Here is a 23,026-nt window from a genome sequence, read left to right as displayed (position 1 = left end):
CCATGTCCCTGATCATCGCCAGCCAGATGGAGCCGGATTTCAACCGGAGTCTGGCCCGTCATCCGTCCGCCCCCGTGCTGATCGACGTTGCCGAGGACGCGCCCTGGAGCGCCGCCGACGAGGCCGATATATTGCTGATCCGCCCGTCGCCGGCCTGGCGCGCGCCGGAGGTGCGTCGTCCCGCACCCTGGCCGGGGCGCCTCAAATGGGTCTACAGCGCTTCGGTCGGGGTCGATTTCTATCCCGACTGGCTGCTTGACGCGCCGCTCGTCACCTGTGGCCGCGGCGTCGCGTCGGAGGAGATCGCCGATTATGCGATCGCCGCCATCTATGCCCATGCCAAGAATCTGGACGCCGTCACCGTCCGTTCGCGGGCACAATGGGGGCCGGCGCAACTGGGCCGGGTGTCGGGCACGACCATCGGCATCATCGGCATGGGCGCGATCGGCGCGGCGGTCGCACGACGCGGCCTGGCGCTGGGCGCGCAGGTGATCGGCGTGCGGCGATCCGGCGCGCAACCCAGCGTGCCGGGCGTGCAACTGGTCGGCGATGTCGGGACTTTGGTGGAGGAGGCGGATCATATATTGCTCGCCGTCCCCGCCACTGCCCAGACCCGCCATCTGGTTGACGATGCACTGCTGGCGCGGGTGCGGCCGGGCGCGCATCTCATCAACGTCGCACGCGGATCGGTGGTCGATCAGGCGGCTTTGGTGCGGGCGCTGGATGATGGCCGGCTGGGCTTTGCGACGCTGGACGTCACCGACCCCGAACCGCTGCCGGAGGGGCATGTCCTCTACACTCATCCCAAGGTGCGGCTGACCCCGCATATTTCAAGCAATTACCAGCTGGTGCGCCATCGCCTGCTGGAAAAGATCCAGGACGATCTGACCCGCTTCGTTCGGGGCGAGGCACCGTCCGACATCGTCGATCCGGCGCGCGGGTACTAAGGTCTGGGTGACCGGGGGTTAAAGCCCGGTCACTGTCTCGCGCGCCAGTTCTGCCAGTCGATGCGCGGCGCGGTCCAGCTTGTCGCTGGTGCGCAGGATCGCGGCGACGCGGGGTAGGGTGGGCAGCCGCTCATGCTCCAGCACTGTCATGTCATCCTGGAACAAATGGGTCCGCGCGGTGATGCCCAGCCCCGCGGCCACTGCCGCGCGCAGCGTGGCGAGGTTGGGCGTCTCGACCGCGATCCGCCATTGCAGACCCATATCCTCCAGCGCCCGGATCGCCGCCTCGCGGAAACGGCACGGCTCCTCCAGCACCGCCAGCGGGATGGTGTCGCGATCAACCAGTTCGGCCGTGCCATACCAGCTCATCGGCGCCACCGTGACCGCGCTGCCGTCATTGGGCGCGGCAAAGCCCAGCAATATGTCCAGCTCGCGCCGGTCGAGCAGCGCCTGCAACTCGGCCGTGCCCGCGACCCGCGCATAGATTTGCGCGTCCGGGTGCAGCTCGGCAAAGCGGGAGAGCAGGCCCGAAAGCAGGCTGTCGGCGAAATCCTGGACCATGCCGATCCGCGCCGGGCCGGCAAAGCGGCCGGCACTGACCGCCGCCACCGCCTCGTCATGCAGGCTCAGCACCCGGCGCGCATAGTCGAGCAGCACCTCGCCCGCCGCGGTCAGGTGCAGGCGGCGGCCTTCGCGCAGGAACAGCGACTGCTGCACCAGTTCCTCCAGCCGCTTGATCTGCAGGCTGAGGGCGGACTGGGTGACGAACACCTGTTCCGACGCATTGAGCATCGACCCGGTGTCGACGATCGCGACAAAGCTGCGCAGGAGATTGGTCGGCAGATTGACCGGCACGGCATATCCTTCTGATGGTGAAAGGGGGCCGATCCGATGCCGGGCACGGGCCTGTGCTTATGATCCATGGCAATATATCAATCAAAATAGTAGAGTTTGTCCGGGGACAGGAAAAGCTATCGCGGCCGTCGCGCGCCGAAACGCCCGGAATCGGGGGCGAATGACCACCTATGATTTTCCCTCATAGACCCATCGGATAAAACTCAATTGAATGAGTAGAGAATTGGTGTTGGATGAAGGCGACTTCACCAGCATGACGGATGGACATGACCGCATTGGCAATAAGGGGCGACACGCCGTCGCAGCGCGCCAGACGCCGCTTCTCCCTCGCTCGCTTCGGCGGCCGATGGCTGTCACCTTTGCTGTTACTTTTGCTGTGGGAACTGGGCTCGCGCACGGGCCTTATCCCCGAACGCACGCTGGCCGCGCCCTCCGCCGTGATCGGCACGCTGATCCAGATGGTGCTGAGCGGCGAACTGCCCTCCAACCTGCTCGTCTCCTTCGCCCGCGTCGCGGTCGGCCTGCTGATCGGCGTTGGTCTGGGTCTGGGTCTGGGGCTGGCAGCGGGCCTGTCGCGCGGCGCGGAACTGGCGATCGACCCGCTTATGCAGATCAAGCGGACCATTCCCGCGCTGGCGCTGACGCCGCTGTTCATCGTCTGGTTCGGCATTGGCGAGACGCCCAAGATCGCGCTCATTGCCTTCGGCACCATCTTCCCGGTCTATCTCAACCTTTATGCCGGCATTCGCGGTGTCGATCCGCGCCTGCTCGATGCCGCCAAGAGCTTCGGCCTCAGCCGCTGGGAACAGGTCTGGCACGTCGTGTTGCCCGCCGCCTTGCCCTCGCTGCTGGTCGGGCTGCGCTACGCCCTGTCCATCTCGATCCTGGTGCTGGTGGTGGCGGAGCAGATCAACGCCTCGGCCGGGCTTGGCTATCTCATCAATAATGCCCGCGACTTCATGCGCACCGACATCATCGTCGTCTGCCTCATGGTCTACGCCATTCTCGGCCTTGGTGCCGACTGGCTGGTCCGGTCCCTCGAAGCCCGCGCCCTCGTCTGGCGCCCCAGCATAGTGGAGAATTGATCATGGACGCGCGCCTCGGCTTTTCCAGCATCGACAGCGCGGCGCACCAGCCGCATCCCGAACCGGTCGTCCGCCTGCAGCACTTCACCCGCAGCTTTGGCGCCAACCGCATCATCGACGGACTGGACCTGGAAATCGCGCCGGGCGAGTTCATCGCCCTGCTGGGCCGGTCGGGATCGGGCAAGACCACCTTGCTGCGCACCCTCGCCGGGCTGGACGATGCCGGCGCGCAGGATGTGGAGGTGCCCGACAGCCGCGCCGTCGTGTTCCAGGATGCCCGACTGCTGCCGTGGAAACCGGTCTGGAAGAATGTCGCGCTGGGCCTGAAAGGCGGTGCCATCCGCGACCGGGCGCAAGCCGCGCTGAAGGAAGTCGGCCTTGGCCATCGGCTGGACGCCTGGCCGCTCACCCTGTCCGGTGGCGAGGCGCAGCGCGCCGCGCTCGCCCGCGCGCTGGTGCGCGAACCCCAATTGCTGCTGCTCGATGAGCCCTTTGCCGCACTCGATGCGCTGACCCGTTATCGCATGCATGACCTCGTCCTCTCGCTCTGGCGGACGCACAAGCCGGCGGTGCTGATCGTCACCCATGATGTCGAGGAAGCGATTGCGCTGGCCGACCGGGTGCTGGTGCTCGACAAGGGACGGATCGTCGCGGAGGAGCGCATTCACGCGCCGCGCGGCGAGCGGGCGGGGCTCGCCGGCCGGCTGCGCGAACAGCTTCTGTCCCATCTGGGCGGCGACCATCATGGTGAGGGGGTGGTGCCCTTCGCTCGTCAGGCGGAGGCGGCGGAATGAACGCGGTCACCACGATCGACCGGCCGGTCGATACCAGCCGCCTACGCGGTTTCGTCACCGCCTTGGCCGATCTGATCGCCTGCACCCGTGACGAACAGGCGCTGCTGGAAAGTGGCCGCACTCTGCTTGCCCGGCTGATCGCCCGCGACGGCTGGCTGCCGCCCGAATATGCCCGGCCGGACCCCGATCGTTATCAGCAATATCTGCTCCATTGCGACAGCCGCGAGCGGTTCAGCATCGTCAGCTTCGTCTGGGGGCCGGGTCAGTCGACCCCGATCCACGACCATGGCGTCTGGGGGCTGGTCGGCGTGCTGCGCGGCAGCGAGCAGGTCGAGCGGTTCCACCGGCTGCCCGGCGGCGGACTGGTCGCGCAGGGCACGGACATATTGCGCGAGGGCGAGGTGGATGCCGTGTCGCCCCGGATCGGCGACATCCACCGCGTATCCAACGGCCGGGCCGATGCGCCGTCGGTCAGCATCCATGTCTATGGCGGCAATATCGGCGCGGTCGAGCGCGCGACCTTCGCCCCTGACGGCACACCCAAAAGCTTCATCTCCGGATACGCCAACCGCGTCATCCCCAACCTCTGGGACAGATCGAGAAACGCATGACCACCGACATATTGGACCGCATAGAGGTCGCCACCCCGGCCGATATCCGCACCGCGCTGATCGCCCGCGACGAGATCGCCCTGATCGACGTGCGCGAGGAGCATGAGTTTGCGCAGGGCCATCCACTGTTCGCCGCCCAGATTCCGCTGCGCCGCATCGATGAGGAAGCGCGCTGGCGCATCCCCCGGCTGGACACGCCGATCATCGTCTATGATGCGGGCGAGGGGCTGGCGCGCCGTGCCGCCGTGCGATTGCAGGCGCTTGGCTATACCGACGTGCGCGAACTGGAGGGCGGGCTGCAAGGCTGGCGCGACGCCGGCTATGAATTGTTTGAGGATGTGAACAGCTATTCCAAGGCGTTCGGCGAACTGGTCGAGCATCGCCGCCATACCCCCAGCCTGGCGGCCGAAGATGTGCAGGCGCTGATCGACGAAAAGGCCGACATCGCGATCCTCGACGCGCGCCGTTATGACGAATATCACACGATGAGCATCCCGACCGGGACCAGCGTGCCCGGCGCCGAACTGGTGCTGCGCGCAGGCACGATCGCGCCCGATCCCGACACCACCATCATCGTCAACTGCGCCGGCCGTACCCGGTCGATCATCGGCACCCAGTCTCTGGTCAATGCCGGCCTGCCCAACAAGGTCTATGCGCTGCGCAACGGCACGATCGGCTGGACGCTGGCCGGGCAGGGGCTGGAAACCGGCCAGGTGCGCGCCGCGCCGGAGGTCGATGGCAAGGCGATCGAGGCGGCCCGTGCCCATGCCCGCGATGTCGCCTACCGCGCCGGGGTCAAGTGGATCGGCTGGGACGATCTGGAGCATCTGAAGGCTGATACCGCCCGCACCCTCTATCTCTACGATGTGCGCCAGCCGCGTGAATATGAGGCGGGTCATCTGCCCGGCTTCCGCAATGCGCAGGGCGGCCAGCTGGTGCAGGAAACCGACCATAATGCGCCGGTGCGCGGCGCCCGCATCGTCGTCACCGACGATCTTGGCCCGCGCGCCGACATGAGTGCCTCCTGGCTCGCCCAGCTTGGCTGGGAAGTCTATGTCCTGTCGGTCGACTGGTCGGCGGTGGTGCTGGAACGCGGCAGCGACGGCGCGCCACCCCCGCGTGGACCCGAGGGCCGCTACAAGCGCCCCTATGAGGGCACCGACAACAAGGCCGAGAAGATGCAGGCCTATCTCGACTGGGAATATGGCCTTGTCGCCCAGCTCGAAAAGGACGGCACCCACGGCTTCTACGTCATCTGAACTTCGGGAAGGAATGACCCCATGAGCGTCAAGTTCATCGGCTATATCGGCTTCAACAATGGCTCGGAAACCCAGGCGGCGGTGCGCAGCCGTGTGCTCGACAAGGACTATGTCGAGGCTGCGGCGAAGGCGCAGGAAGATGGCGGCTTTGATCGCGTCCTCATCCCCTTCGGTTCCAATAGTCCGGAAAGTCAGATCGTCGCGGCCCATGCCGCCGCGCTGACTAGCAGGCTGGGCTTTCTGGTCGCCCATCGGCCCGGTTTTACCCAGCCGACCGTGGCCGCGCGCCAGCTGGCCACGCTCGACCAGCTATCGGGCGGGCGGGTCGCGGTGCATATCATCACCGGTGGCGCCGACGAGGAAATGGCACGTGACGGCGACACCGGCACGGTCAAGGCGCAGCGCTATCAGCGCACCGACGAATATCTGACCATCCTGCGCCAGGAATGGACCGCGGCCCAGCCGTTCGACCATCAGGGTGACTTCTACGACATTCGCCAGGCCTTCAGCGCGATCAAGCCGGACAATCTGCCCGTCTTCTTCGGCGGTTCCTCGGCCGAGGCGATCGAGGTCGCCGGGCGCCATGCCGATGTCTATGCGCTCTGGGGCGAAACGCTCGAAGCGGTGCAGGACACGGTGCGCCAGGTGCGCCGTGCGGCCGCCCGTCATGGCCGCACTCCCGGCTTCTCGCTGTCGCTGCGCCCGGTGATCGCCGACACGGAGGAAGCGGCCTGGAAGCGCGCGGCGGAGATCGAGGAGCAGGTGCGCGAAAACCGCGTCGCGGCTGGCCTGCCGCTGACCGGCCATCGCCCGCCCAATGTCGGATCGCTGCGCCTGCTGGAGGCAGCCAAGGCCAATCGGCAGGACAAGCGGCTGTGGACCGGCGTCGCTGCGCTCACCGGCGCGGCTGGCAATTCCACCGGCCTGGTCGGCACGCCCGAACAGGTGGCCGATGCAATGCTCGATTATTATGATATCGGCATCGATCATTTCCTGATCCGCGGCTTCGATCCGCTGGGCGATTCCATCCTCTATGGCCGCGAACTGCTGCCGGTCGTCCGCCGCAAGGTGGCCGAGCGGGAGAAGGTCGACGTCGCGCTCGCGGGCTGACATGGCGAAGACAAAGCTGATCCTGACCGCCGGCGCGCTGATCGCCTCCGCCGGTGTCGCTTTCGCTGTCACCCAATATCGCGCCGAACAGGTGCCGGTGCTGCGCGTCGCCAACCAGAAGGGGCAGGTCAAGGCGATGATGCTTGCCTCCGGCGCGCTCGATGGCGCCTCCTACAAAGTCGAATGGTCGGAATTTCCCGCCGCTCAGCCGCTGCTGGAAGCGGTCGGCGGCGGTGCGGCCGATCTGGGCCTTGCCGCCGACGCGCCCTTCATCTTCGCCTATCAGAGCGGCAGTCCAGTGAAGGCGATCGCGGTCCAGGCCCCTGCCAACCAGGCGGCCGAGGCACTGGCGATCCTGGTGAAGGACGGATCGTCGATCCGCTCGCCGCAGGATCTGGTCGGCAGGACAATCGCCACCACGCGCGGATCGATCGGCCATCACCTGCTGCTCCAGGCGCTGGAGCGGGCGCATATCCCCGCCGACAAGGTCAAGGTCACCTTCCTGCCGCCGGGCGATGCCAAGGCTGCGTTCGACAGTGGATCGATCGACGCCTGGTCGACCTGGACCCCCTATACCAATGTCGCGGTCAAGGAAGGGGCGCGGGCGGTTGCTGACGCCAAGGATTACGGCCTGCCGCTCTATATCGACATCGCCCATGATGCCTCGATCGCGCCCAAGCGCGCATTGCTCGCCGATTTCCTCCAGCGTGAGACGACGGCGGTCGCCTGGGCCCGCGCCCATCCCGACCAGTTCGCCGCCGTGCTGGCCAAGGAAACCGGCCTGCCGATCGACATCGCCCGCGCCAGTTTCGAACGCAGCAACCGCATTTCGCAGCCCGTCGATGCCAAGGTGATCGCCCATGAGCAGGCGATCGTCGACCGCTATCGCCGCGCCGGCCTGATCGATCCCAAACGGGACGTGGCGCAGGCCTTCGACACCAGTTTCGGATCCTGACGCAAGGAGCTTTCCCCATGGCCACCATCCTCAAGGATGATCGTTTTTCCCGCACCGGCATCAGCGAAGCCGAATGGAAGGTGCGGGTCGATCTCGCCGCTTTCTACCGGCTTTCGGCGCTCTATGGCTGGGACGATTTCATCTACACTCATATTTCCGCCCGCGTGCCGGGGCCGGACCATCATTTCCTGATCAATCCGTTCGGCCTGATGTTCGACGAGATCACGGCATCCAGCCTGGTCAAGGTCGACCTCGACGGCAATGTCATCGGGGAGAGCGACTATGGCATCAACTATGCCGGCTATGTCATCCATTCGGGGATCCACGGCGCGCGCGACGACGCCCATTATATCGCCCATTTTCACAGCGCCGACGGCATGGCGGTTTCGGCCCATGCCGAAGGGCTGCTGCCCTTGAACCAGCGTGCGCTGGCCCTGATCCCGCGCCTGTCCTATCATGACTATGAGGGCGTGGCGCTGAACCTGGACGAGCGCGAGCGGTTGGTGGCGGACCTGGGCGATACCAAGGTCATGCTGCTGCGCAACCATGGCACGCTGGCGCTCGGCGCTTCTCCGGGAGAAGCATGGAGCGGCATCTATCAGCTGGAATCCGCCTGCACCGCGCAGGTCCGTTCGCTCAGCGTCGGGCGCGACAATGTGCTGATCGCGCCGGAGGAGGCGCAGGCGGAAGTGAAGCGCCAGATGTCGCGCGAGCGCCAGCCGGTCGAGGGACGGCGCACCCATTATGATCTGGTCTGGGAAGCGGCGCTGCGCAAGGCATCGCGCCAGGCAGCGGGCTATGACAGCTGATCTATAAGGATTAATCGGCGGCTTTCCGTCAAGTCTCATTGGCGTCGCGTGCCCCGCGGCGCCATTTTCCTATCTCCAGCAAAGGAGACAGGCAGATGGCGACGATCGTCGGCGACAATTTGAGGGCGCGCTATGCCGCGCTTCAGGCAGAACGGGAACGGGACTGGTCGCCCGCCCAGCTGGCGCGTAACGCGGCGCAGCGGCAGCAGCTGGTGGCGCGCTTCGATGCGGCGACGGTAGCGCAGCCGGGCGATGTTCTGCCCAATCTGGGGTTCGATGATGTCGATGGTGGCAGCCTGACACTCGACGCGCTGACGGCGCAGGGGGCGGCGCTGCTGATCTTCTTCCGCTTCGCCGGCTGCCCGGCCTGTAATATCGCCTTGCCCTATTATGCCGAAACGCTCTGGCCGGTGCTGCGCGCGCGCGGTATCCCGCTGGTTGCGCTCAGCCCGCAGCAGCCCGATCGGCTGGCGGAGATCAAGCGCCGCCACGATCTGCCCTTCGCCGTCGCGACCGATCGCGACAATCAGCTCGCCCGCCTGCTCGGCATCGCCTTCGTCCCCGATGATCGCCCGTCGCCACCGCCCGCCGGCTGGATCGGCGAGGTGACCGGCACGGGCAGCTGGGAATTGCCGCAGCCCGCGGCGCTGCTGCTGGGGCCGGGTCGGGTGGTGCAGCGCTTGCAGGTCAGCCCCGACTGGCTCGACCGACCGGAGGCGGATGATATCCTCGCCTGGCTGCGCTAAACGCGAGAAAAAGGCCCGGCAATTTGATTGCCGGGCCTTTTCTTGTTCGATGGGATCAGGCGGCCGACTTGGCCTCGCGCGCCGCGCTGTAGCGATTGTCCGGTACCGACAGGCCCAGATGCTCGCGGAAGGTCGTGCCCTCATAGTCGGTGCGGAACAGGCCGCGCTGCTGCAGGATCGGGATCACCTTGTCGACGAACAGGGCCAGTTGCCCCGGCAGCGGCTCGAACAGGACGAAGCCGTCGGCCGCGCCACTTTCGAACCAGCGCTGCAACTGATCCGCCACCGTCTCGGCCGAGCCCACGAAAGCGCCGCGCGGCGTCGCCAGCCGTTCGGCCACCTGGCGCAAGGTCAGGCTCTCCGCCTCGACTTCGGCCAGAATGCGCAGCGTCCCGCTCTGCTGGCTGTTGAGGCCCAGATGCGCGACGTCGGGGAAGGGGGCGTCCAGATCATATTGGCGGAAATCATGGTCGTTGAAGGTGCGCGACAGGAAGCCGAGGCCAGTGTCGATCGACTCCAGCGCAGCCAGTTCGCGATAGCGCGCCTCGGCCTCTTCGTCGCTGTCACCGACGATCGCGGCGATGCCCGGCAGGATGAACAACTGGTCGGCATCGCGGCCAAAGCCCTTCGCCCGCGCCTTCACGTCGGCATAATAGGCCTGGCCCGCCTCGATCGTCTCGGCATGGGTGAAGATCACCTCGGCTCGGCGCGCGGCGAAGTTGCGGCCATCGTCCGATGCGCCGGCCTGGAAGATCACCGGCTGGCCCTGCGGCGTGCGCTTGATGTTGAGCGGCCCGCGCACCTGGAAGAATTCGCCCTTGTGATCGAGCGGATGCAGCCGATCGGGATTGACGAATTGGCCGCTCGCCTTGTCGGCGACATGGGCGCCGTCTTCCCAACTGTCCCACAGGCCCTGGACCACATCGAGATATTCGGCGGCGATGCGATAGCGCACGGCATGGGCGGGATGTTCGGACTTGCTGAAATTGGCAGCGGTATCGCCCAGCCAGGATGTGACGACGTTCCAGCCGGCCCGTCCACCGCTCAAATGATCGAGCGAGGCGAATTGCCGCGCCACATTGAAGGGCTCGGAGTAACTGACCGTCAATGTGCCGACCAGGCCGATCCGGCTGGTGGTCGCCGCCAGTGCGGACAGGATGGTGATCGGCTCGAACCGGTTGAGATAATGGGGGCTGGATCGTTCGGTGATCGACAGGCTGTCGGCGACGAACAGGAAGTCGAACTTGCCCCGTTCGGCGGTCGCCGCCTGTTCCTGATAGCGGGCGAGGCTGGTGCTGGCATTGACGTCGCGGTCGGGATGGCGCCAGTCATGCCAGGTGCGGCCGACGCCATGCAGGATGAAGCCGAGCTTGATATGCGGAGAACGGGCCATGGCCTTGTCCTTCTGCTGGAGGGGAGGGTGAGCCCATTCCATCTACGCCCGGGCAGTTCGCGCGACCAACGCGGTCTCATCAAGCACATATGAAATGGGCAAATAGCGCGCCGTCAGTAGGAGAAGCGGACGCTCAGCAGTACCGTCGCGGGGTCGGGATAATTTTTGTAATAAACCCCGGTCGACGGCGTGTAGGTCGAACTGACCGGCTTATTCGCGCCCAGGATATTCTTGCCCTGGATGGCGAACTGGAAGCGGTCGTCCGGCAATATCCAGGTGATCGAGCCATTGACGAAGGTCTGGCCCGGCACCTCGTCCTGCGGTCGGGCGAGGGCGTTCTGGTAGAAGCTGCTCTGATATTGGGCATTGGCCGACAGCCGCAGCCTGCTGCCGCTCGCGCCCAGCGGCAGTTCGTAATTGGCGCCGCCCGAGAAGGACCATTTGGGCGCGTTCAGCAGGGGATTGCCATCCGCGTTGACGCCGACCCCGCCGGCGCCCTTATAATCGTCATAAATGGCCTTGAGATAACCGCCCGATGCCTGGATCGCGAAACGCTCCGACAGGCGCAGGTCGTTTTCCAGCTCCACGCCCCAGCTATGCGCCTTGCCGGCATTACCCCGGCGCGTGCCGACATAGACGGGATCGTAGAAGGAGACCTGAAGGTCCTTATAGTCATTGTAGAAGACCGCGAGGTTGCTGCGCAGCGCGCCGCCGAACAAGGTGGCCTTGAGGCCCCCTTCATAGGTGGAAACCTTTTCCGGATCGAAGGGCAGGGTGGCCAGGTCCAGTCGGGTGGCGCGATTGTCGAACCCGCCGGATTTGAACCCGCGCGAATAGGTGAGGTAATTGAGCAGATTGGGCGTCCATTGCGCCTGCACCGACAATTTCGGTGTCAGCGCCTTCCAGGTCTTTTCCGCCTCGCCGGCGATCGACTGGGCCACGACATTGCGATCATCGTCGATCACCTTGTTGTCGAAGACGAAGCGCTTCTTCTCGATCGTGCCGCGCAGGCCGGCGGTCAGGCTGAATATGTCGCTCGCCTTCCAGCTGCCCTCGCCGAACACGGCATAGGCATCGGTATAGGTGATGTTGTGGGCGCGCAGCCGGTTGATGGGCGCGGTCGCCGCGGTGCCGGTCCGGCTGAAGCCGTCGCGCTCCACGAAGAAACGTTCGTGCAGGTAGAAGAGGCCGCTGGTGAAGCTGAGGTCGCCAAAGTCGCCGTTCAGCTGCATCTCCTGGCTGAAGGCCCGGTCATTATAATGGATCAGGTTCTTCTGGATCAGTGCGGCCTCGCCGTCATTCTCGTAATTGACGGGGTTGAGGTTGAAGCCGGTATAGGCGCTGATCGACTTGATCGACAGGCTGGGCGACAGGTCATAGACCAGCCGCAGCGACGCGCTGCGCGAATTGAGATGCTGGTCCGGTTCGACCTCCGAATAGGATCGGCGGCGGCTGAAGCTGCCGGGCTGGTTGACCGGAATATAGGACCGGGTATCGCTGCGGTCGCGCAGGATGTTGACGGTCAGCAGCGCGTCGAGATTGGCGATGCCGGTATAGCGCAGCTTGCCGCGCCAGGCGTCGAGGTCGATCCGGTTGACGTCATGGCCCAGCGTCGGGTCGTAGGTGACGCCGTCGCGGGTACGATGGATCCAGGCGATGCTGCCCGACAGGTCGCCCGCGATCTTGCCGCTGACCAGCGCCCGGCCCTGTACGTCATTATAGCTGCCATAGCCCAGTTCGGCGGTGACACGGGTGGTTTCGTCGGGGGCGCGGGTGATGATGCGCAGCGCACCGGCCGACGAGTTGCGGCCATAGAGCGTCCCCTGTGGCCCGCGCAGCAGCTCGATCCGTTCCAGATCGACAAATTCGCTCATCGAGGCGATCTGGCGCGGAATGTAGACGTCATCGACATAGATGGCGAGCACCGGCTCCTGGATTGGGTCGGATTCGCCCACGCCGCGCAGCGAGAAGGTCTGGGTGGTGTGGCTGATCGATGTCCGCGCCACGAACAGGTTGGGCACCTGGCCGGCCAGGTCGCGCACATTGGTGATGTTGCGCTGCTCCAGCGTTTCCGGCGTGAAGGCGGAAATCGCGATCGCGGTCTTCTGAAGGTCCGTGGCGCGCCGCTCGGCGGTGACGATGATGCCGCCGCCGGCGCCGCCATCCTCTGCCGGCGCTGGCGCCTGTGCCCAGGACGACCCGGCCATTGCCGCGGCCATGATCGCGCTGCAACCAGCGGCCAGGAAAATCCCTTTTTTCATTGTTCCCCACTCAATCTTGATCCGCCGCAGCCGGGGCTCAGCGTTAACTGTCAACTAAAGTTGTAGACAATTTGCGCAAATGAGTTCGGGCAATCTGGCGGGAGAATGGCTCATAGATTCGTGCGGCAGAGATGGGGGCGCCGATCATCGGCTGTGGTCAGCTTCGGCGTGCTCCGCGCCCGCTATAAAGGGTAAGGGGCGATAGCCGCAGATTATTCCGGATCAGCAGCTCCGCGCAGGAGCGGATATCGGCGGTCAGCCGTTCGTCCAGGGTTGTTGTGGGGCCAGAGCTGAGGCGCTGGGCATCGGCCAGCGAGGCAAGCAGGACCAGTTCGTCGTCACTGACATAGCGGGCGCCGGGCGGCTGGATGCGCAGGCCGCATTCGATGGCGATCCTGCGCAGGCGGGCGAAGCTGTCGATGGCCGCGAGACCGATCCGCTGCTCCTCGCCTCGCAGCATTGCGAGCACCCGGCGCTCGGTCCGCGTGCGGCGGTGGAGGGGCAGGGTGGAGCGGTTCACAGCGCATGCGCCAATGTCAGCGAGACGATGGCCCCCTCCCACTGGTTGCGCTGTTCCTGCCCGCTATAGCTGCCTGCCCGGCTCGGGCTGTAGAAGCGGCGCAGCCGATGATAATCCTGACCGTTGAGCGCGCTGGCCCGCAGCGTCGTCTTGAACCCGGCCAGCGCCGTGGTTTCGACATAGGCATCGAACGCGGCATCGTCGCGCCAGGTCAGTCGCTCACTGGTGTAGAAAACATCGCCCTGTTCGGCGGCGGTATAGCTGATCCCCCAGGATGAACGCAGTTTCGGCACGTCGTGGCGGAACTCGGCGGTCAGGCTGCGTGGCGCGATATCGTCCATCTTCCTGTTGTCTCCGGTTACAGGGTCGCGCATGCGCGATCCCCGTAGCGTGCCGTCGAGCGTCAGCCGCGCGCCACGCAGGGCGGCATCGAGCGGCAGGGTTGCTTGCGTGCTGATGCCCCATTGCCGGGCATTGCCGATCGTCCCCAGCGCTTCGTCGCCGGTGGGGAGGAGGAGATAGCCAAGCATCCCCTGGTGCCATTGATGATAGGCCTCGACCGCCAGCGCGCCGCCCTTGCCCCAGCGATGATCGGCACGGGCAAGGGCGCGGGTAACGCGGGCTGGGCGCAATTGCGCGTTTCCACCGAGCGGCCGGCCGTCGGCCTGATTTACCGATGCGGCGAAATCGCCGAAGTCGAGCTGATCGACCGTGCGGCGAATGCCCAGTCGCAACTGGCTGGTATCGCGCGGCGACCAGACCAGAGCGGCAGACGGTTTCCAATAGGACAGGCTTTGCTTGTTCGCAGCATCCCCCGTAACGCGGATACGCGACAGTTCGAACGCCATGCCGCTTTCCAGCGTCCAGCGCTTGCCGAGGCGCAGTGTGACATTGGCAAAGGCCTCGCCCCGCAGTTCGGATACACGGCTATTGGCGTTGGCCAGGGTGATCGGCGTCAGGCCGCTGCCATTATCCTCCGCATAGTCGAGGGCACTGTTGAGCCGGTTATAGGCGATCTCCATCCCCAGTTCGGGGCGGAGCATATGGTCACCACCCCGCGTCAGCGTCGTGCGACCGACCAGCTCCAACGGCTTCTGCGCCAGCGTCGAAACGCCACGATAGCCCGGCTCGACATAGTCCTCGTTGGTGGTCAGGCGTTCGACCCGACCGAGCCCCACCAGCTTTGCCGACCAGTCCTTGCCAAGGGTGCGGGTCCAGTCGAGCCCCAATTCGCCACTGCGCCCCTTTTCGTCATAGCCGATGGTCCGCTCGATCATCGCTGCACCGTCAGTCGGCGTGATCATGATCGCCCGGTCGGATTCATAGCCATCCCGATTGAGCCGGAGATTGAGCGTCAGCGTACCGCCGGCCAGCGCGCCCGATGTCGATGCCGCAAGCCCGATCTCCGGTGCCTTGCCGATGATGCGCTCATGCCGGGTCTCGGTCGGCATGCCGTTGCCGTCGCTGATATGATAGATGCCGTCGATCGGGTAGCGGACCTGCTCGACCGACAGTTCCACATTGCTTTGCCAGCCGGCAATCTTGCGTGCGTGGCTGATCTGGGCAGAGGGCGATATTCGGCCGTCGCGGGTATGGCTGAGCTTCAGCGAGGCATTGCCCGATCCGCCCCCATCGGTGCGCAGGATGACATTGGCCACCAATGTCTGTCCCTGTGCCTCGGCCGCGTCGGTCCCGCGCAACAGCACGACCCGCTCGACGCGTGCGGCACCGATCCGGCGCAGCACCTCGGTAATGCCGCCGGCCTTCACCGTAGGTCGCTGACCATCGATCAGCACATTGCCGGCCGCGCCGCCAAAACCGCGCAGGCTGTTGCCCTCGCTCAACAGGAAGCCGGGGGTGCGCTCCAGCATGTCGAGCGCGGTCTGGGGCTGAAAGGGCGCGTAGAAATCGGCCGGATAAACCGGATCAGGACCAGCCGGGACGATCGGCGGATGAGCCGGCGGACTATTGTCCTGCGCCCCTTCCTGTTCGCTCGCCATCGCACCCGCCGTCATGGCAAGGCCGGCCATCATCGCATGGAACAGCATCATTGCGGGAAAGACTTTACCGGCACGACCCGTTCGATGCTTTCGACCTTCACATCCTCGGGTGGCTCCAGGATAGGCTGCCGGGGCATTGACTGCGACTCTTCCGCCCGGAACTGTTCGGGGCCGGGCGGCACTTCGCGTGCCGCTTCCGGTGGCGCAGCCGGCGGAGCCAAGGCAAAGATGCTCAGCGTCGGCGCCGATTTTGGCACGACATAATCGGTCAGTGGCGCACGGGGGAGAGGGGGCGAGGCCATATCTATTCCGAAAGCATGAGCAGCAGCATGGCGGGTGGCAGGGCCAGGAGGATCATGACGCTCCATGCCCGCGCCGGATTGCGCGCGTGAAAGGCGCTTATTGCGATCACCGCGAACAAGGCAAAGCTGGCAAGCGTAACGCCGGTGACGGCTTCGACCGCATCAGTGCCAAGGCGAACGAGCAGGCGGGAAAGGGCCGCAGTGACGAGCGCGGTCAGGCCATAGGCACCCAGCGTGCAGGCCGTGATCCGTCCGGCATTGGCCCAGCGCGCACGAGCGACAGAGCTGAACCCGATCATGGCCGCACCCAAGTGAGGATGCGCTCGCGATTGCAATTGAGCGTCACGATCGTGACGGCGCCGGCGCTCAGCCAGCCGAACCAGGCGACGCTGCCATAACCCCAGCCAAGGCCAAGGCCTGCGATCAGGAAGGCGATGCTCAGCAGCGCAAAGCCCGCCTGGCGCAATCGGCGTGATTGCTGGTCGGGCAGCTTGCGACGAAGCCAGTCCTGCTGGTGGCGGGCCATCGCCAGAAACAGCAGCGCAAAGCCGCCGAGCGACAGCAGGGCTGTTGCGACATGGGTCATGCCGGCACCTCCTGAAAATCTTGCTTGGGCTGGCGCGTGCGGCTGCGCGCCTTGGCCTTGGACTGGTGGGTTGCCACCTTGCGGGCGGCAAAGGCGAAGCCGGTGGCGGTCAGGATCATCATCAGGTCGAACAGGATGAAGATAGCGTCACCCGCCATCACGCTGGCGGGCAGGCCGCGGGGCGTGGTGGCGGCGTTGACCAGCGGAATGGCGGCATAGAGCAGGGCGCAGGCGGCCAGCGTCTCGACCCAGGCCCGCCGTGCCGGCCGGCCCAGGCTCCACACAAAGATCGCGCCCCAGGCGATGAACAGGGCGTTGACTTCCCAGTCGGCGCGTTTGGCGATTGCCGGATCAAGCAGCCGGTTGGCGAGGAAATAGACCGCGATCCCTGCCGATGCGCCGGCGATGACGCCGATGTTCAGCCGTTCGACCAGACGGAAACCGAAATGGGGCCGGGCCGGATCGGGCAGCTTGGCGCGACGCTTGACCGTCCACAGCACTAGCCCGCTGCCGACCATGATCGTGCCGCCCACACCAGAAAGGAAATAGAGCCACCGCAAGGCCGGGTTGGCATAGCGGCCGGCATGGAGGTCGATCATCACCCCCTTGGTCGCGGTCGCTGCACCGCCTTCGCGTGGGCCAGCCAGCGGTTCGCCGGTGGCGCCGTTAAGGTAGAGCATCGGCTGGTGGCCGCCCAGCGTTTCGGTGCGGGGCCAGATGCGGACGATCGCGGCTGCATTGCCGGGATGGCTGATGCTGACATAGCTGGGCTCGAAACCGGGACGCAGAGTGCGGGCACGCTGCAGCAGTTCGGGGATCGGGCGCAGTTCCGCCTTGGTCTCGCTCGGTTCGCTCTTCGGCCCGGACGGGAAGGCGGCCTCATAATAGGCGTCGGTCGACGGGAAATTTGCGCTGATCGCCCATGGCATCAGGGTGAAAAGCAGGGTGACGAGCCCGGTATAGGTGATCATCAGATAGAAGGGCAGGGCGAGGACGGCGGTCACATTATGCGCGTCGAGCCAGGAGCGCTGGCCCTTGCCGAAGCGCAGCAGGAAGAAGTCAGTGAAGATCTTCTTGTGGGTGACGACGCCGCTCAGGATCGCGACCAGCATGGCGAGTGCAGCCAGGCTTACGAGCAGGCGCGCCCACATGACCGGCATATAATGAAGGTCGAAATGCATGCGATAGAGGAAGAAACCGCCGCGCGTATCGCGCACGCTGGTCAGGGCGCCGCTGGTGGCATCGAGCGTCCGTTCCTGCTGACTTGAGCGGTCGCCGCCCGCCGGTGTCCAACCGATGGAGAAGCCTTCGCCGCCGCGCGAACCGGGAAGGGAGAGCGTCCAGTCGTCTGCACCCGCGCCTTCCTTGCGCAGGATCGTGTCGGCGGCGTCGATTGCCTTTTCACTGACCGGGACAGGTGCCAGCTCGGGTCGCATCCATTGCGATATTTCCTGCTGGAAGAACGCAACCGTGCCGAACAGGAAGATGACGAACAGCAGCCAGCCAGGCAGCAGCCCGGTCCAGGTGTGCAGCGTCGACATGGTCTGGCGCAGCGATGCCTTCATGATGCCTTGCCTCCAGCGATCTCTACTGACCTGTGCTCGTGCATAACCCGCTGTTCGCTAATGCTCATCAATGCCCTGTTCGGTTGACGTTTGGCGTGACTGGATTTCCAAAGAAAAACGTCGAGAAATATTGGAAAGCCGCCCCGTTGCCTACAAATTGCATACCCCATGGCGAGTGGTTCGCTTGGCACCTCGTCGCGTTGGGATGGTGCCATTAACGCAAATGAGATTTATTTGCAAAACAAGACATTTGATTTTTTGTGGTCGTAAGGGCTGCCATGTCCGGCAAATAGTCCTTGTCGAACGCGCAACATGCCCCGTACTGGACAGCATAAATCACAGCCCCTAATTCGCATATGCGAATCAATAGCAATAAAGGGGCTGGAATGCGACATATGAGATGGATGGGGGCGTTGCTGTCTGGGGGCGGTATCGTTGCCGCGGCGGTGCCTGCGTTTGGGCAGGAACAAGCCAGTCAGGATGGTCAGGCTGTCATGCTCGGGTCGGTCCGGGTTGAAGGGGAGGCCGTTGATGATGGGCTGACCAGTGATCCCGCATCTACCGAAGGGACCGGCTCTTACACGACCCGGTCGATGAAGACCGCGACGAAGCTGCCCATGTCGATCCGCGAGACGCCGCAGTCGGTGACCGTCGTCACCCGCCAGCGACTGGATGATCAGGTGATGACCAACATCACCGACGTGGTGAAAAATACGCCAGGCCTTTTCCTCAACTATTCCAGCGGGCCCGGCCGCCCGAGCTTTACCGCGCGCGGTTTCGATATCGACAACATCATGTATGACGGTCTGCCGTCCCGCTATCAGGGATGGGTCGTGGGAAGTCAGGCCAATATGGCCATCTATGACCGGGTGGAGGTGGTGCGCGGCGCTACGGGCCTTGTAACCGGCAGCGGCAATCCATCGGCGGCGATCAATCTGGTGCGCAAGCGCCCGACCCGCGACTTTCAGCTCAATCTCGAAGGATCGGCCGGCAGGTGGGACAATTATCGCGGGCAGATCGACATGTCGGGCGGTGTCGATCAGGCCGGCAATCTGCGGGTGCGGGTTATCGGCTCCTATCAGGACAGCAGCAGTTTCCGCGATGGCGAGGTCATTCATCGCGGCCTGATCCATGCGATCGGCGAATATGATATCGGCCCTGATACGACGCTCATGGTGGGCGCCACCCATCAGGATGATTTCTTCAATAGCTTCTGGGGCGGCTTGCCGCTCAGCGCTACCGGCGCGCATCTCGACCTGCCGCGCTCGACCCGACCCAGCTATGACTGGGAAGGCAAAAGCCAGAAGTCGAACACTGTCTTTGGCGAACTGACCCATCGGTTCGGTCACGACTGGAGCGTCCGGCTGGCGAGCATGAAGGTGTGGCAGGATGCCATGTTCTCCGGCACCTATGTCTATCGCCGGCCCGACCTGACGCTCACCCATTCCGCCTATCAGGCCGCCTATGACGAGGATCAGGCCAGTGTCGACCTCTATGCCAGCGGGCCGGTCACGTTGTTTGGTCGTGACCATGATCTGACATTCGGTGCCAGCCGACGCGAGACCTCGACAGGCACGCAAAATTACAGCGGGGGCGGGCTGCTCGCGGGCGATGTCGACATGTTCGATTTCGACCCGGCCAGCGGTGCTCGACCCAATTTCGTGCCGACGACCTACAGCCGGAACGTCATCACCCAGGGCGGTCTCTATGCCTCGACCCGGCTCAATCCGTTCGACGGGCTGAAGGTTATCCTGGGCGGGCGGCTGGATTGGTATGATTATGATAATCGCACGGCTGCGACCGGCGATTACAAGGTCGATGCCCACAAGACCGTCTATGCCGGCGCGATCCTGGACATCGATCGTCGTCATTCGCTCTATGCCAGCTTCACCGACATTTTTCAGCCGCAGACGGCCAGGGGCTTTGCCGTAGACACCGATAGCCAGGCGATCCTGAAGCCGATCACCGGCCAGAATTACGAGGTGGGCATCAAGGGCGAATATCTCGACGGGGCGCTGAATGCGGCGATCGCGCTCTTCCGCATCGACCAACGGAATAGGGCATTTGTGCCGACCGATCAGAGCGGTTGTCCCAGCTTCCCGGCCAGCAGTTGCTCGACGGCTGCTGGCCTGGTGCGCAGCAAGGGCATTGATGCCGAGCTTCAGGGCGCGATTACGCCCGACTGGAACATTTCGCTCAGCTATACCTATACCAGCATTCAATTTGTGCGGGACACCAACCCCGAAAATGGCGGCAAGAATTTCGACACCGACATGCCCCGCCACATGGCTAAATTGTCGACCTTCTACACTATGCCGGGGAAGCTCGACCGGCTGCGTGTCGGCGCCGGACTTAACTGGCAGAGTCGCATATACAACGACAATAACGGCGCCAATTTCAACAATGTCGCCTTCCGCGTCGAACAGGGGGGCTATGCCGTTGCCGACCTGATGCTGGGATACAAGATCAGCGACCGGTTCGATCTTCAGGCCAACATCAACAATCTGTTCGACAAGCATTATTACAAGGCGATCGGCTATGATATCCGCTGGGGCTCGACCGATGCCTATGGCGATCCGCGCAATACTCTGGTGACGCTGCGCGGCAGAATCTGAAGGCATGCGCTCGCCAGCCATGGTTGGCGAGCGCCGCAATCGTGCGATGCGCTGAATTTCGGATTGTCTGGAGCCAGCCCGGCCTTGCCAAGGGCTGAAATAGTGGCTCCCATCTCAGGATACGTCTAAAACAATTTTGCTTTTCGCATCCGACGAGGCGAGGAAAACCCTATCACGCTTCCGTGCTTCAGCAAGCAGATCCTTATTTACACAGTCCGACGAAGCCACCGTTTTTGCCTCCGATTCGCCGCTTCCGGCTCCCCGACAGCCTACAGGTGGCATTCGGAAGCGCGAACGCGATAGGGCTGAACGGGTCAGATCGGAGGGCGGTCCTCAACCTTCGTTGAGAGAACGCGCGGTCGCACTTGCCCGGCGACGAGGGGTGGTTCGGACGAAGGATCTTGCCAGCATTGGCGTACCTCGCTGCTACCTCTCCCCGATGTGCGACGAAGGCCTGCTCGTACGCGTAGGGCACGGGCGGTATAGCGCCGGATCCAATCCATGAACGCTCAACCAACCTCGACCCCCAGATGCGCTCAGCGAGCGAGGAGGCTTCTAGATCGAGAAGCACCACCATGTCGAAAGAACTCCGCGTCACCGTGGTTTCACTCAAGCAGGTTGGCGAGGTTCTTCAGCGTCGACTCCATGCCGGCTTTATGGTCTGCCTCGCTGATTCCGGCCGGTACATTCTCGGCGACAAACGTGACCTTCGTGCCGTCGCGCACGGGCGTGAGCCGGGTGGTAATCGTCATCGTGCCGCCGAACGCCGGATCCGCGCTCTCGAAGGTCACTGCCTCGACGATCTTCTCTTCCGGAACCAGCTCGACGAACCGCCCTTCGAAGATATCAGCGTCAGCAGTCGACTTGCCTTTTCCGGTCTCGGCATCGTCGTAGATGAACGCCATCCGATAGCCGCCACCCGTTCGCGGATCGAAATGAAAGATCTTGGCGCTCATTCCCTTCGGCGGCCGCCAGGAACCAACGGTCTCAGGATCGAGGAAGGCGCGATAGATCGCCCGAGGCGATGCCAGGATGGTGCGGGCTGCTGAATGGGTGGCGGATTCGATCATCCGGATCTGAATAAGAGGAGCGTGGCATGGCGACCAACCCAAAAACGAAAGGCCGCCCCTTACGGGACGGCCCTTCCATTGTCTTGCCTTCGCGGCCAACTCAGACGAGCCGGACCCCCGCGGTGGAGGCCATGCTCACTTCAGTCGCCGCAGTCGGCGTTGGACAATGAGACATTCGACCACCTCCTTTCCGTTGTTGAACGATAGGCGTGATGTAGGGTTGCCGTCCCCAGATTCAATTCGCCAAGTCGCTCTGGAAAAAGGATTATGGTGCGTCTCCATCGCGCAGGCTGCGGAAGGTGATCGACCAGCGCGGCACCTCCATCGGTGCAATGCTGTGCTCCCATTGATGGCGAACCTCGCCGGCAAGATGATAAATCGACCGAGGCGCAAGCTCGGCTTTAGCGCGCGCGAACCCGTCGGCGGTCCGCTGGCGCAACCGCAGCGTGGCGCCGTGGCCGAGTGAGATGCCGATGACATGCTCGAACACCGGCCGGTCCTTGTGCCAGCCGATGCCTGCACCGGGATCGTAGCGTATCAACAAGGCCTGGACGAGCTGATCGGGCGCGAGGCCGGCGAAGGCGGCAGCCCGCGCCTTCACTGGCTCAAGCCAGTCCGGCAGGGGATCGGTGGGCGTGAACCGCCCGCTCTCGAAATCATAGCTCCAGCCGAACGACCGGGTCAGGCGCTTGCCGGTCCATTGCTGAAACCGGAATGGGCTGAGGCCCTCGGCATCGATCTTGGCAATGAGGGAAGCCTCTTCCGCGGCCGATACGATCGCTGGCCGCGTGGCCAGCCCCGGAACGAGCGGGGCATCGAACAGGTCGGCCATCATCGTCACCTGTGCCAGCCCCGTCCGCCTTCGATGCCGCCGGCTTCACGTAACAGGGTGCCGAGCGGGCGACCGCCAAGCGTGCAGGCGCCGATCACGCGGTCGTAGCTGCGCCGCCCTGCGCGGCAGACCAGGGGCTTGCCGATCACAAGCCGCTCCAGCCGCCGTTTGGCTTCGCGGCCGCCTGCGTCGTGCAACTCAGGCGCATAGAAGTCGGCAAGCCGAACCTCGATCCAGCGATCCGGCCGGCCGGCTGGACCGACGCAAAGGCCGTCGCCGTCACCGACATAGCGGACGACACCGGCGAAGGTGGTCGCCTTGGCGGGCAACGCCCCCTCGCACGGGTCGGCGAGTGCAGGCGCGGACCAGGCGCAGGCGAGGAAGCCCGCCGCGGCGATAAGGTGCAGGCGGTTCATGAACGTCCGATCAGCGCAGCTGGCTGTCCTTGCTGCCGCGCCGGTTGATCCCCGAATAACTCGGACGCTTGTCGCGAAGAGACTGGCAGCCGACGCATGTGCGCGCACCCGGCAGCGCGCGGCGGCGCGCTTCCGGGATCGGCTCGCCGCATTCTTCGCATTCGGCCAGGCCAGCGCCCGAGGGCATGCGCGCGAGGGCGCTGGCCAGCGCGTCCTTCACGCTGTCTTCGATCTGCTCCTGAACGGCGCCATCGGGCGCCCAGCCGTTGGCCATGCGTACTCATTCCTGCGGAAG

At 64.6% G+C, this 23,026-nt stretch carries 24 protein-coding genes; 11 read left to right on the top strand and 13 right to left on the bottom strand.

Features of this window, described 5'->3' with window-relative positions:
• Nucleotides 1–2: 2 nt before the first annotated feature.
• Nucleotides 3–947, top strand: a complete 945-nt coding sequence (locus HH800_RS12420) for an NAD(P)-dependent oxidoreductase (protein WP_161733307.1) — start codon at nucleotides 3–5, stop codon at nucleotides 945–947.
• Between the two features lie 18 nt (nucleotides 948–965).
• On the opposite strand, the gene HH800_RS12415 is transcribed toward HH800_RS12420, so the two are convergent.
• Entirely contained in the window at nucleotides 966–1,802 is an 837-nt protein-coding gene (locus tag HH800_RS12415) for a LysR substrate-binding domain-containing protein (protein WP_004207521.1), read from the bottom strand.
• A 266-nt stretch (nucleotides 1,803–2,068) separates the two neighbouring features.
• Here HH800_RS12415 and HH800_RS12410 point away from each other — a divergent pair, with 266 nt between their 5' ends.
• The 8 genes from HH800_RS12410 to HH800_RS12375 all read left to right on the top strand — a co-directional run bounded on the left by HH800_RS12410 (nucleotide 2,069) and on the right by HH800_RS12375 (nucleotide 9,171).
• Nucleotides 2,069–2,887 (top strand): ABC transporter permease, encoded by an 819-nt coding sequence (locus HH800_RS12410; RefSeq protein ID WP_169861260.1) that lies wholly within the window; start codon nucleotides 2,069–2,071, stop codon nucleotides 2,885–2,887.
• Between the two features lie 2 nt (nucleotides 2,888–2,889).
• Nucleotides 2,890–3,681 (top strand): ABC transporter ATP-binding protein, encoded by a 792-nt coding sequence (locus HH800_RS12405; RefSeq protein WP_169861259.1) that lies wholly within the window; start codon nucleotides 2,890–2,892, stop codon nucleotides 3,679–3,681.
• The gene (locus tag HH800_RS12400) at nucleotides 3,678–4,292 is read left to right on the top strand and encodes a cysteine dioxygenase (protein WP_169861258.1); all 615 of its coding nucleotides are present in this window, start codon (nucleotides 3,678–3,680) and stop codon (nucleotides 4,290–4,292) included. The genes HH800_RS12405 and HH800_RS12400 overlap by 4 nt, the downstream gene beginning before the upstream one ends.
• Nucleotides 4,289–5,551: a rhodanese-like domain-containing protein gene (locus HH800_RS12395; RefSeq protein WP_169861257.1), complete on the top strand. Its 1,263-nt coding sequence runs from the start codon at nucleotides 4,289–4,291 to the stop codon at nucleotides 5,549–5,551. The genes HH800_RS12400 and HH800_RS12395 overlap by 4 nt, the downstream gene beginning before the upstream one ends.
• Nucleotides 5,552–5,572: 21 nt before the next feature.
• Nucleotides 5,573–6,661 carry an LLM class flavin-dependent oxidoreductase gene (locus tag HH800_RS12390; protein WP_169861256.1) on the top strand — a complete coding sequence of 363 codons (1,089 nt, stop codon included), beginning with the start codon at nucleotides 5,573–5,575 and terminating at the stop codon, nucleotides 6,659–6,661.
• Between the two features lies 1 nt (nucleotide 6,662).
• The gene (locus HH800_RS12385) at nucleotides 6,663–7,616 is read left to right on the top strand and encodes an aliphatic sulfonate ABC transporter substrate-binding protein (protein ID WP_169861255.1); all 954 of its coding nucleotides are present in this window, start codon (nucleotides 6,663–6,665) and stop codon (nucleotides 7,614–7,616) included.
• Nucleotides 7,617–7,633: 17 nt separating this feature from the next.
• Nucleotides 7,634–8,425, top strand: a complete 792-nt coding sequence (locus HH800_RS12380) for a class II aldolase/adducin family protein (protein ID WP_169861254.1) — start codon at nucleotides 7,634–7,636, stop codon at nucleotides 8,423–8,425.
• A gap of 95 nt (nucleotides 8,426–8,520) precedes the next feature.
• Entirely contained in the window at nucleotides 8,521–9,171 is a 651-nt protein-coding gene (locus HH800_RS12375; RefSeq protein WP_169861253.1) for a peroxiredoxin-like family protein, read from the top strand.
• 55 nt (nucleotides 9,172–9,226) lie between these two features.
• On the opposite strand, the gene HH800_RS12370 is transcribed toward HH800_RS12375, so the two are convergent.
• The 8 genes from HH800_RS12370 to HH800_RS12335 form a co-directional block, all read right to left on the bottom strand.
• Entirely contained in the window at nucleotides 9,227–10,564 is a 1,338-nt protein-coding gene (locus tag HH800_RS12370; RefSeq protein ID WP_169861252.1) for an LLM class flavin-dependent oxidoreductase, read from the bottom strand.
• A gap of 113 nt (nucleotides 10,565–10,677) precedes the next feature.
• Entirely contained in the window at nucleotides 10,678–12,825 is a 2,148-nt protein-coding gene (locus HH800_RS12365; RefSeq protein WP_169861251.1) for a TonB-dependent receptor, read from the bottom strand.
• Between the two features lie 157 nt (nucleotides 12,826–12,982).
• Nucleotides 12,983–13,345 carry a hypothetical protein gene (locus tag HH800_RS12360; RefSeq protein ID WP_235682107.1) on the bottom strand — a complete coding sequence of 121 codons (363 nt, stop codon included), beginning with the start codon at nucleotides 13,343–13,345 and terminating at the stop codon, nucleotides 12,983–12,985.
• On the bottom strand, nucleotides 13,342–15,396 hold the full coding sequence (locus HH800_RS12355) for a TonB-dependent receptor plug domain-containing protein (RefSeq protein WP_169861250.1): 2,055 nt from the start codon (nucleotides 15,394–15,396) through the stop codon (nucleotides 13,342–13,344). The genes HH800_RS12360 and HH800_RS12355 overlap by 4 nt, the downstream gene beginning before the upstream one ends.
• Nucleotides 15,393–15,647: a hypothetical protein gene (locus HH800_RS29085; RefSeq protein WP_235682106.1), complete on the bottom strand. Its 255-nt coding sequence runs from the start codon at nucleotides 15,645–15,647 to the stop codon at nucleotides 15,393–15,395. The genes HH800_RS12355 and HH800_RS29085 overlap by 4 nt, the downstream gene beginning before the upstream one ends.
• Nucleotides 15,648–15,649: 2 nt before the next feature.
• Nucleotides 15,650–15,946: a hypothetical protein gene (locus HH800_RS12345; protein WP_169861249.1), complete on the bottom strand. Its 297-nt coding sequence runs from the start codon at nucleotides 15,944–15,946 to the stop codon at nucleotides 15,650–15,652.
• Nucleotides 15,943–16,233 (bottom strand): DUF3325 domain-containing protein, encoded by a 291-nt coding sequence (locus HH800_RS12340; RefSeq protein ID WP_069338624.1) that lies wholly within the window; start codon nucleotides 16,231–16,233, stop codon nucleotides 15,943–15,945. Before HH800_RS12340 ends, HH800_RS12345 begins: the two co-directional genes overlap by 4 nt.
• Nucleotides 16,230–17,798 (bottom strand): PepSY-associated TM helix domain-containing protein, encoded by a 1,569-nt coding sequence (locus HH800_RS12335; protein ID WP_169861248.1) that lies wholly within the window; start codon nucleotides 17,796–17,798, stop codon nucleotides 16,230–16,232. The genes HH800_RS12340 and HH800_RS12335 overlap by 4 nt, the downstream gene beginning before the upstream one ends.
• A 494-nt stretch (nucleotides 17,799–18,292) precedes the next feature.
• Between HH800_RS12335 and HH800_RS12330 the strand changes: the two genes are divergently transcribed.
• Both HH800_RS12330 and HH800_RS29490 read left to right on the top strand, forming a co-directional pair.
• Nucleotides 18,293–20,413 (top strand): TonB-dependent siderophore receptor, encoded by a 2,121-nt coding sequence (locus HH800_RS12330; RefSeq protein WP_169861247.1) that lies wholly within the window; start codon nucleotides 18,293–18,295, stop codon nucleotides 20,411–20,413.
• A 136-nt stretch (nucleotides 20,414–20,549) separates the two neighbouring features.
• On the top strand, nucleotides 20,550–20,918 hold the full coding sequence (locus HH800_RS29490) for a type IV toxin-antitoxin system AbiEi family antitoxin domain-containing protein (RefSeq protein WP_328805867.1): 369 nt from the start codon (nucleotides 20,550–20,552) through the stop codon (nucleotides 20,916–20,918).
• A gap of 100 nt (nucleotides 20,919–21,018) precedes the next feature.
• Here HH800_RS29490 and HH800_RS12320 read toward each other — a convergent pair whose 3' ends face one another.
• The 4 genes from HH800_RS12320 to HH800_RS12305 all read right to left on the bottom strand — a co-directional run bounded on the left by HH800_RS12320 (nucleotide 21,019) and on the right by HH800_RS12305 (nucleotide 23,005).
• The gene (locus HH800_RS12320) at nucleotides 21,019–21,483 is read right to left on the bottom strand and encodes an SRPBCC domain-containing protein (protein ID WP_066043757.1); all 465 of its coding nucleotides are present in this window, start codon (nucleotides 21,481–21,483) and stop codon (nucleotides 21,019–21,021) included.
• A gap of 265 nt (nucleotides 21,484–21,748) precedes the next feature.
• Nucleotides 21,749–22,318: an alpha-ketoglutarate-dependent dioxygenase AlkB gene (locus HH800_RS12315; RefSeq protein WP_066043755.1), complete on the bottom strand. Its 570-nt coding sequence runs from the start codon at nucleotides 22,316–22,318 to the stop codon at nucleotides 21,749–21,751.
• Nucleotides 22,319–22,320: 2 nt separating this feature from the next.
• Nucleotides 22,321–22,731 (bottom strand): thermonuclease family protein, encoded by a 411-nt coding sequence (locus HH800_RS12310; RefSeq protein ID WP_066043752.1) that lies wholly within the window; start codon nucleotides 22,729–22,731, stop codon nucleotides 22,321–22,323.
• A gap of 10 nt (nucleotides 22,732–22,741) precedes the next feature.
• Entirely contained in the window at nucleotides 22,742–23,005 is a 264-nt protein-coding gene (locus HH800_RS12305; protein ID WP_066043749.1) for a DksA/TraR family C4-type zinc finger protein, read from the bottom strand.
• Nucleotides 23,006–23,026: the final 21 nt, after the last annotated feature.

This window comes from Sphingobium yanoikuyae (assembly GCF_013001025.1).
GTDB classification, from domain to species: Bacteria; Pseudomonadota; Alphaproteobacteria; order Sphingomonadales; family Sphingomonadaceae; genus Sphingobium; species Sphingobium yanoikuyae_A.
The sequence above is the reverse complement of the archived record's forward strand: the minus strand, read 5'-3'. Positions and strand labels throughout refer to the sequence as shown.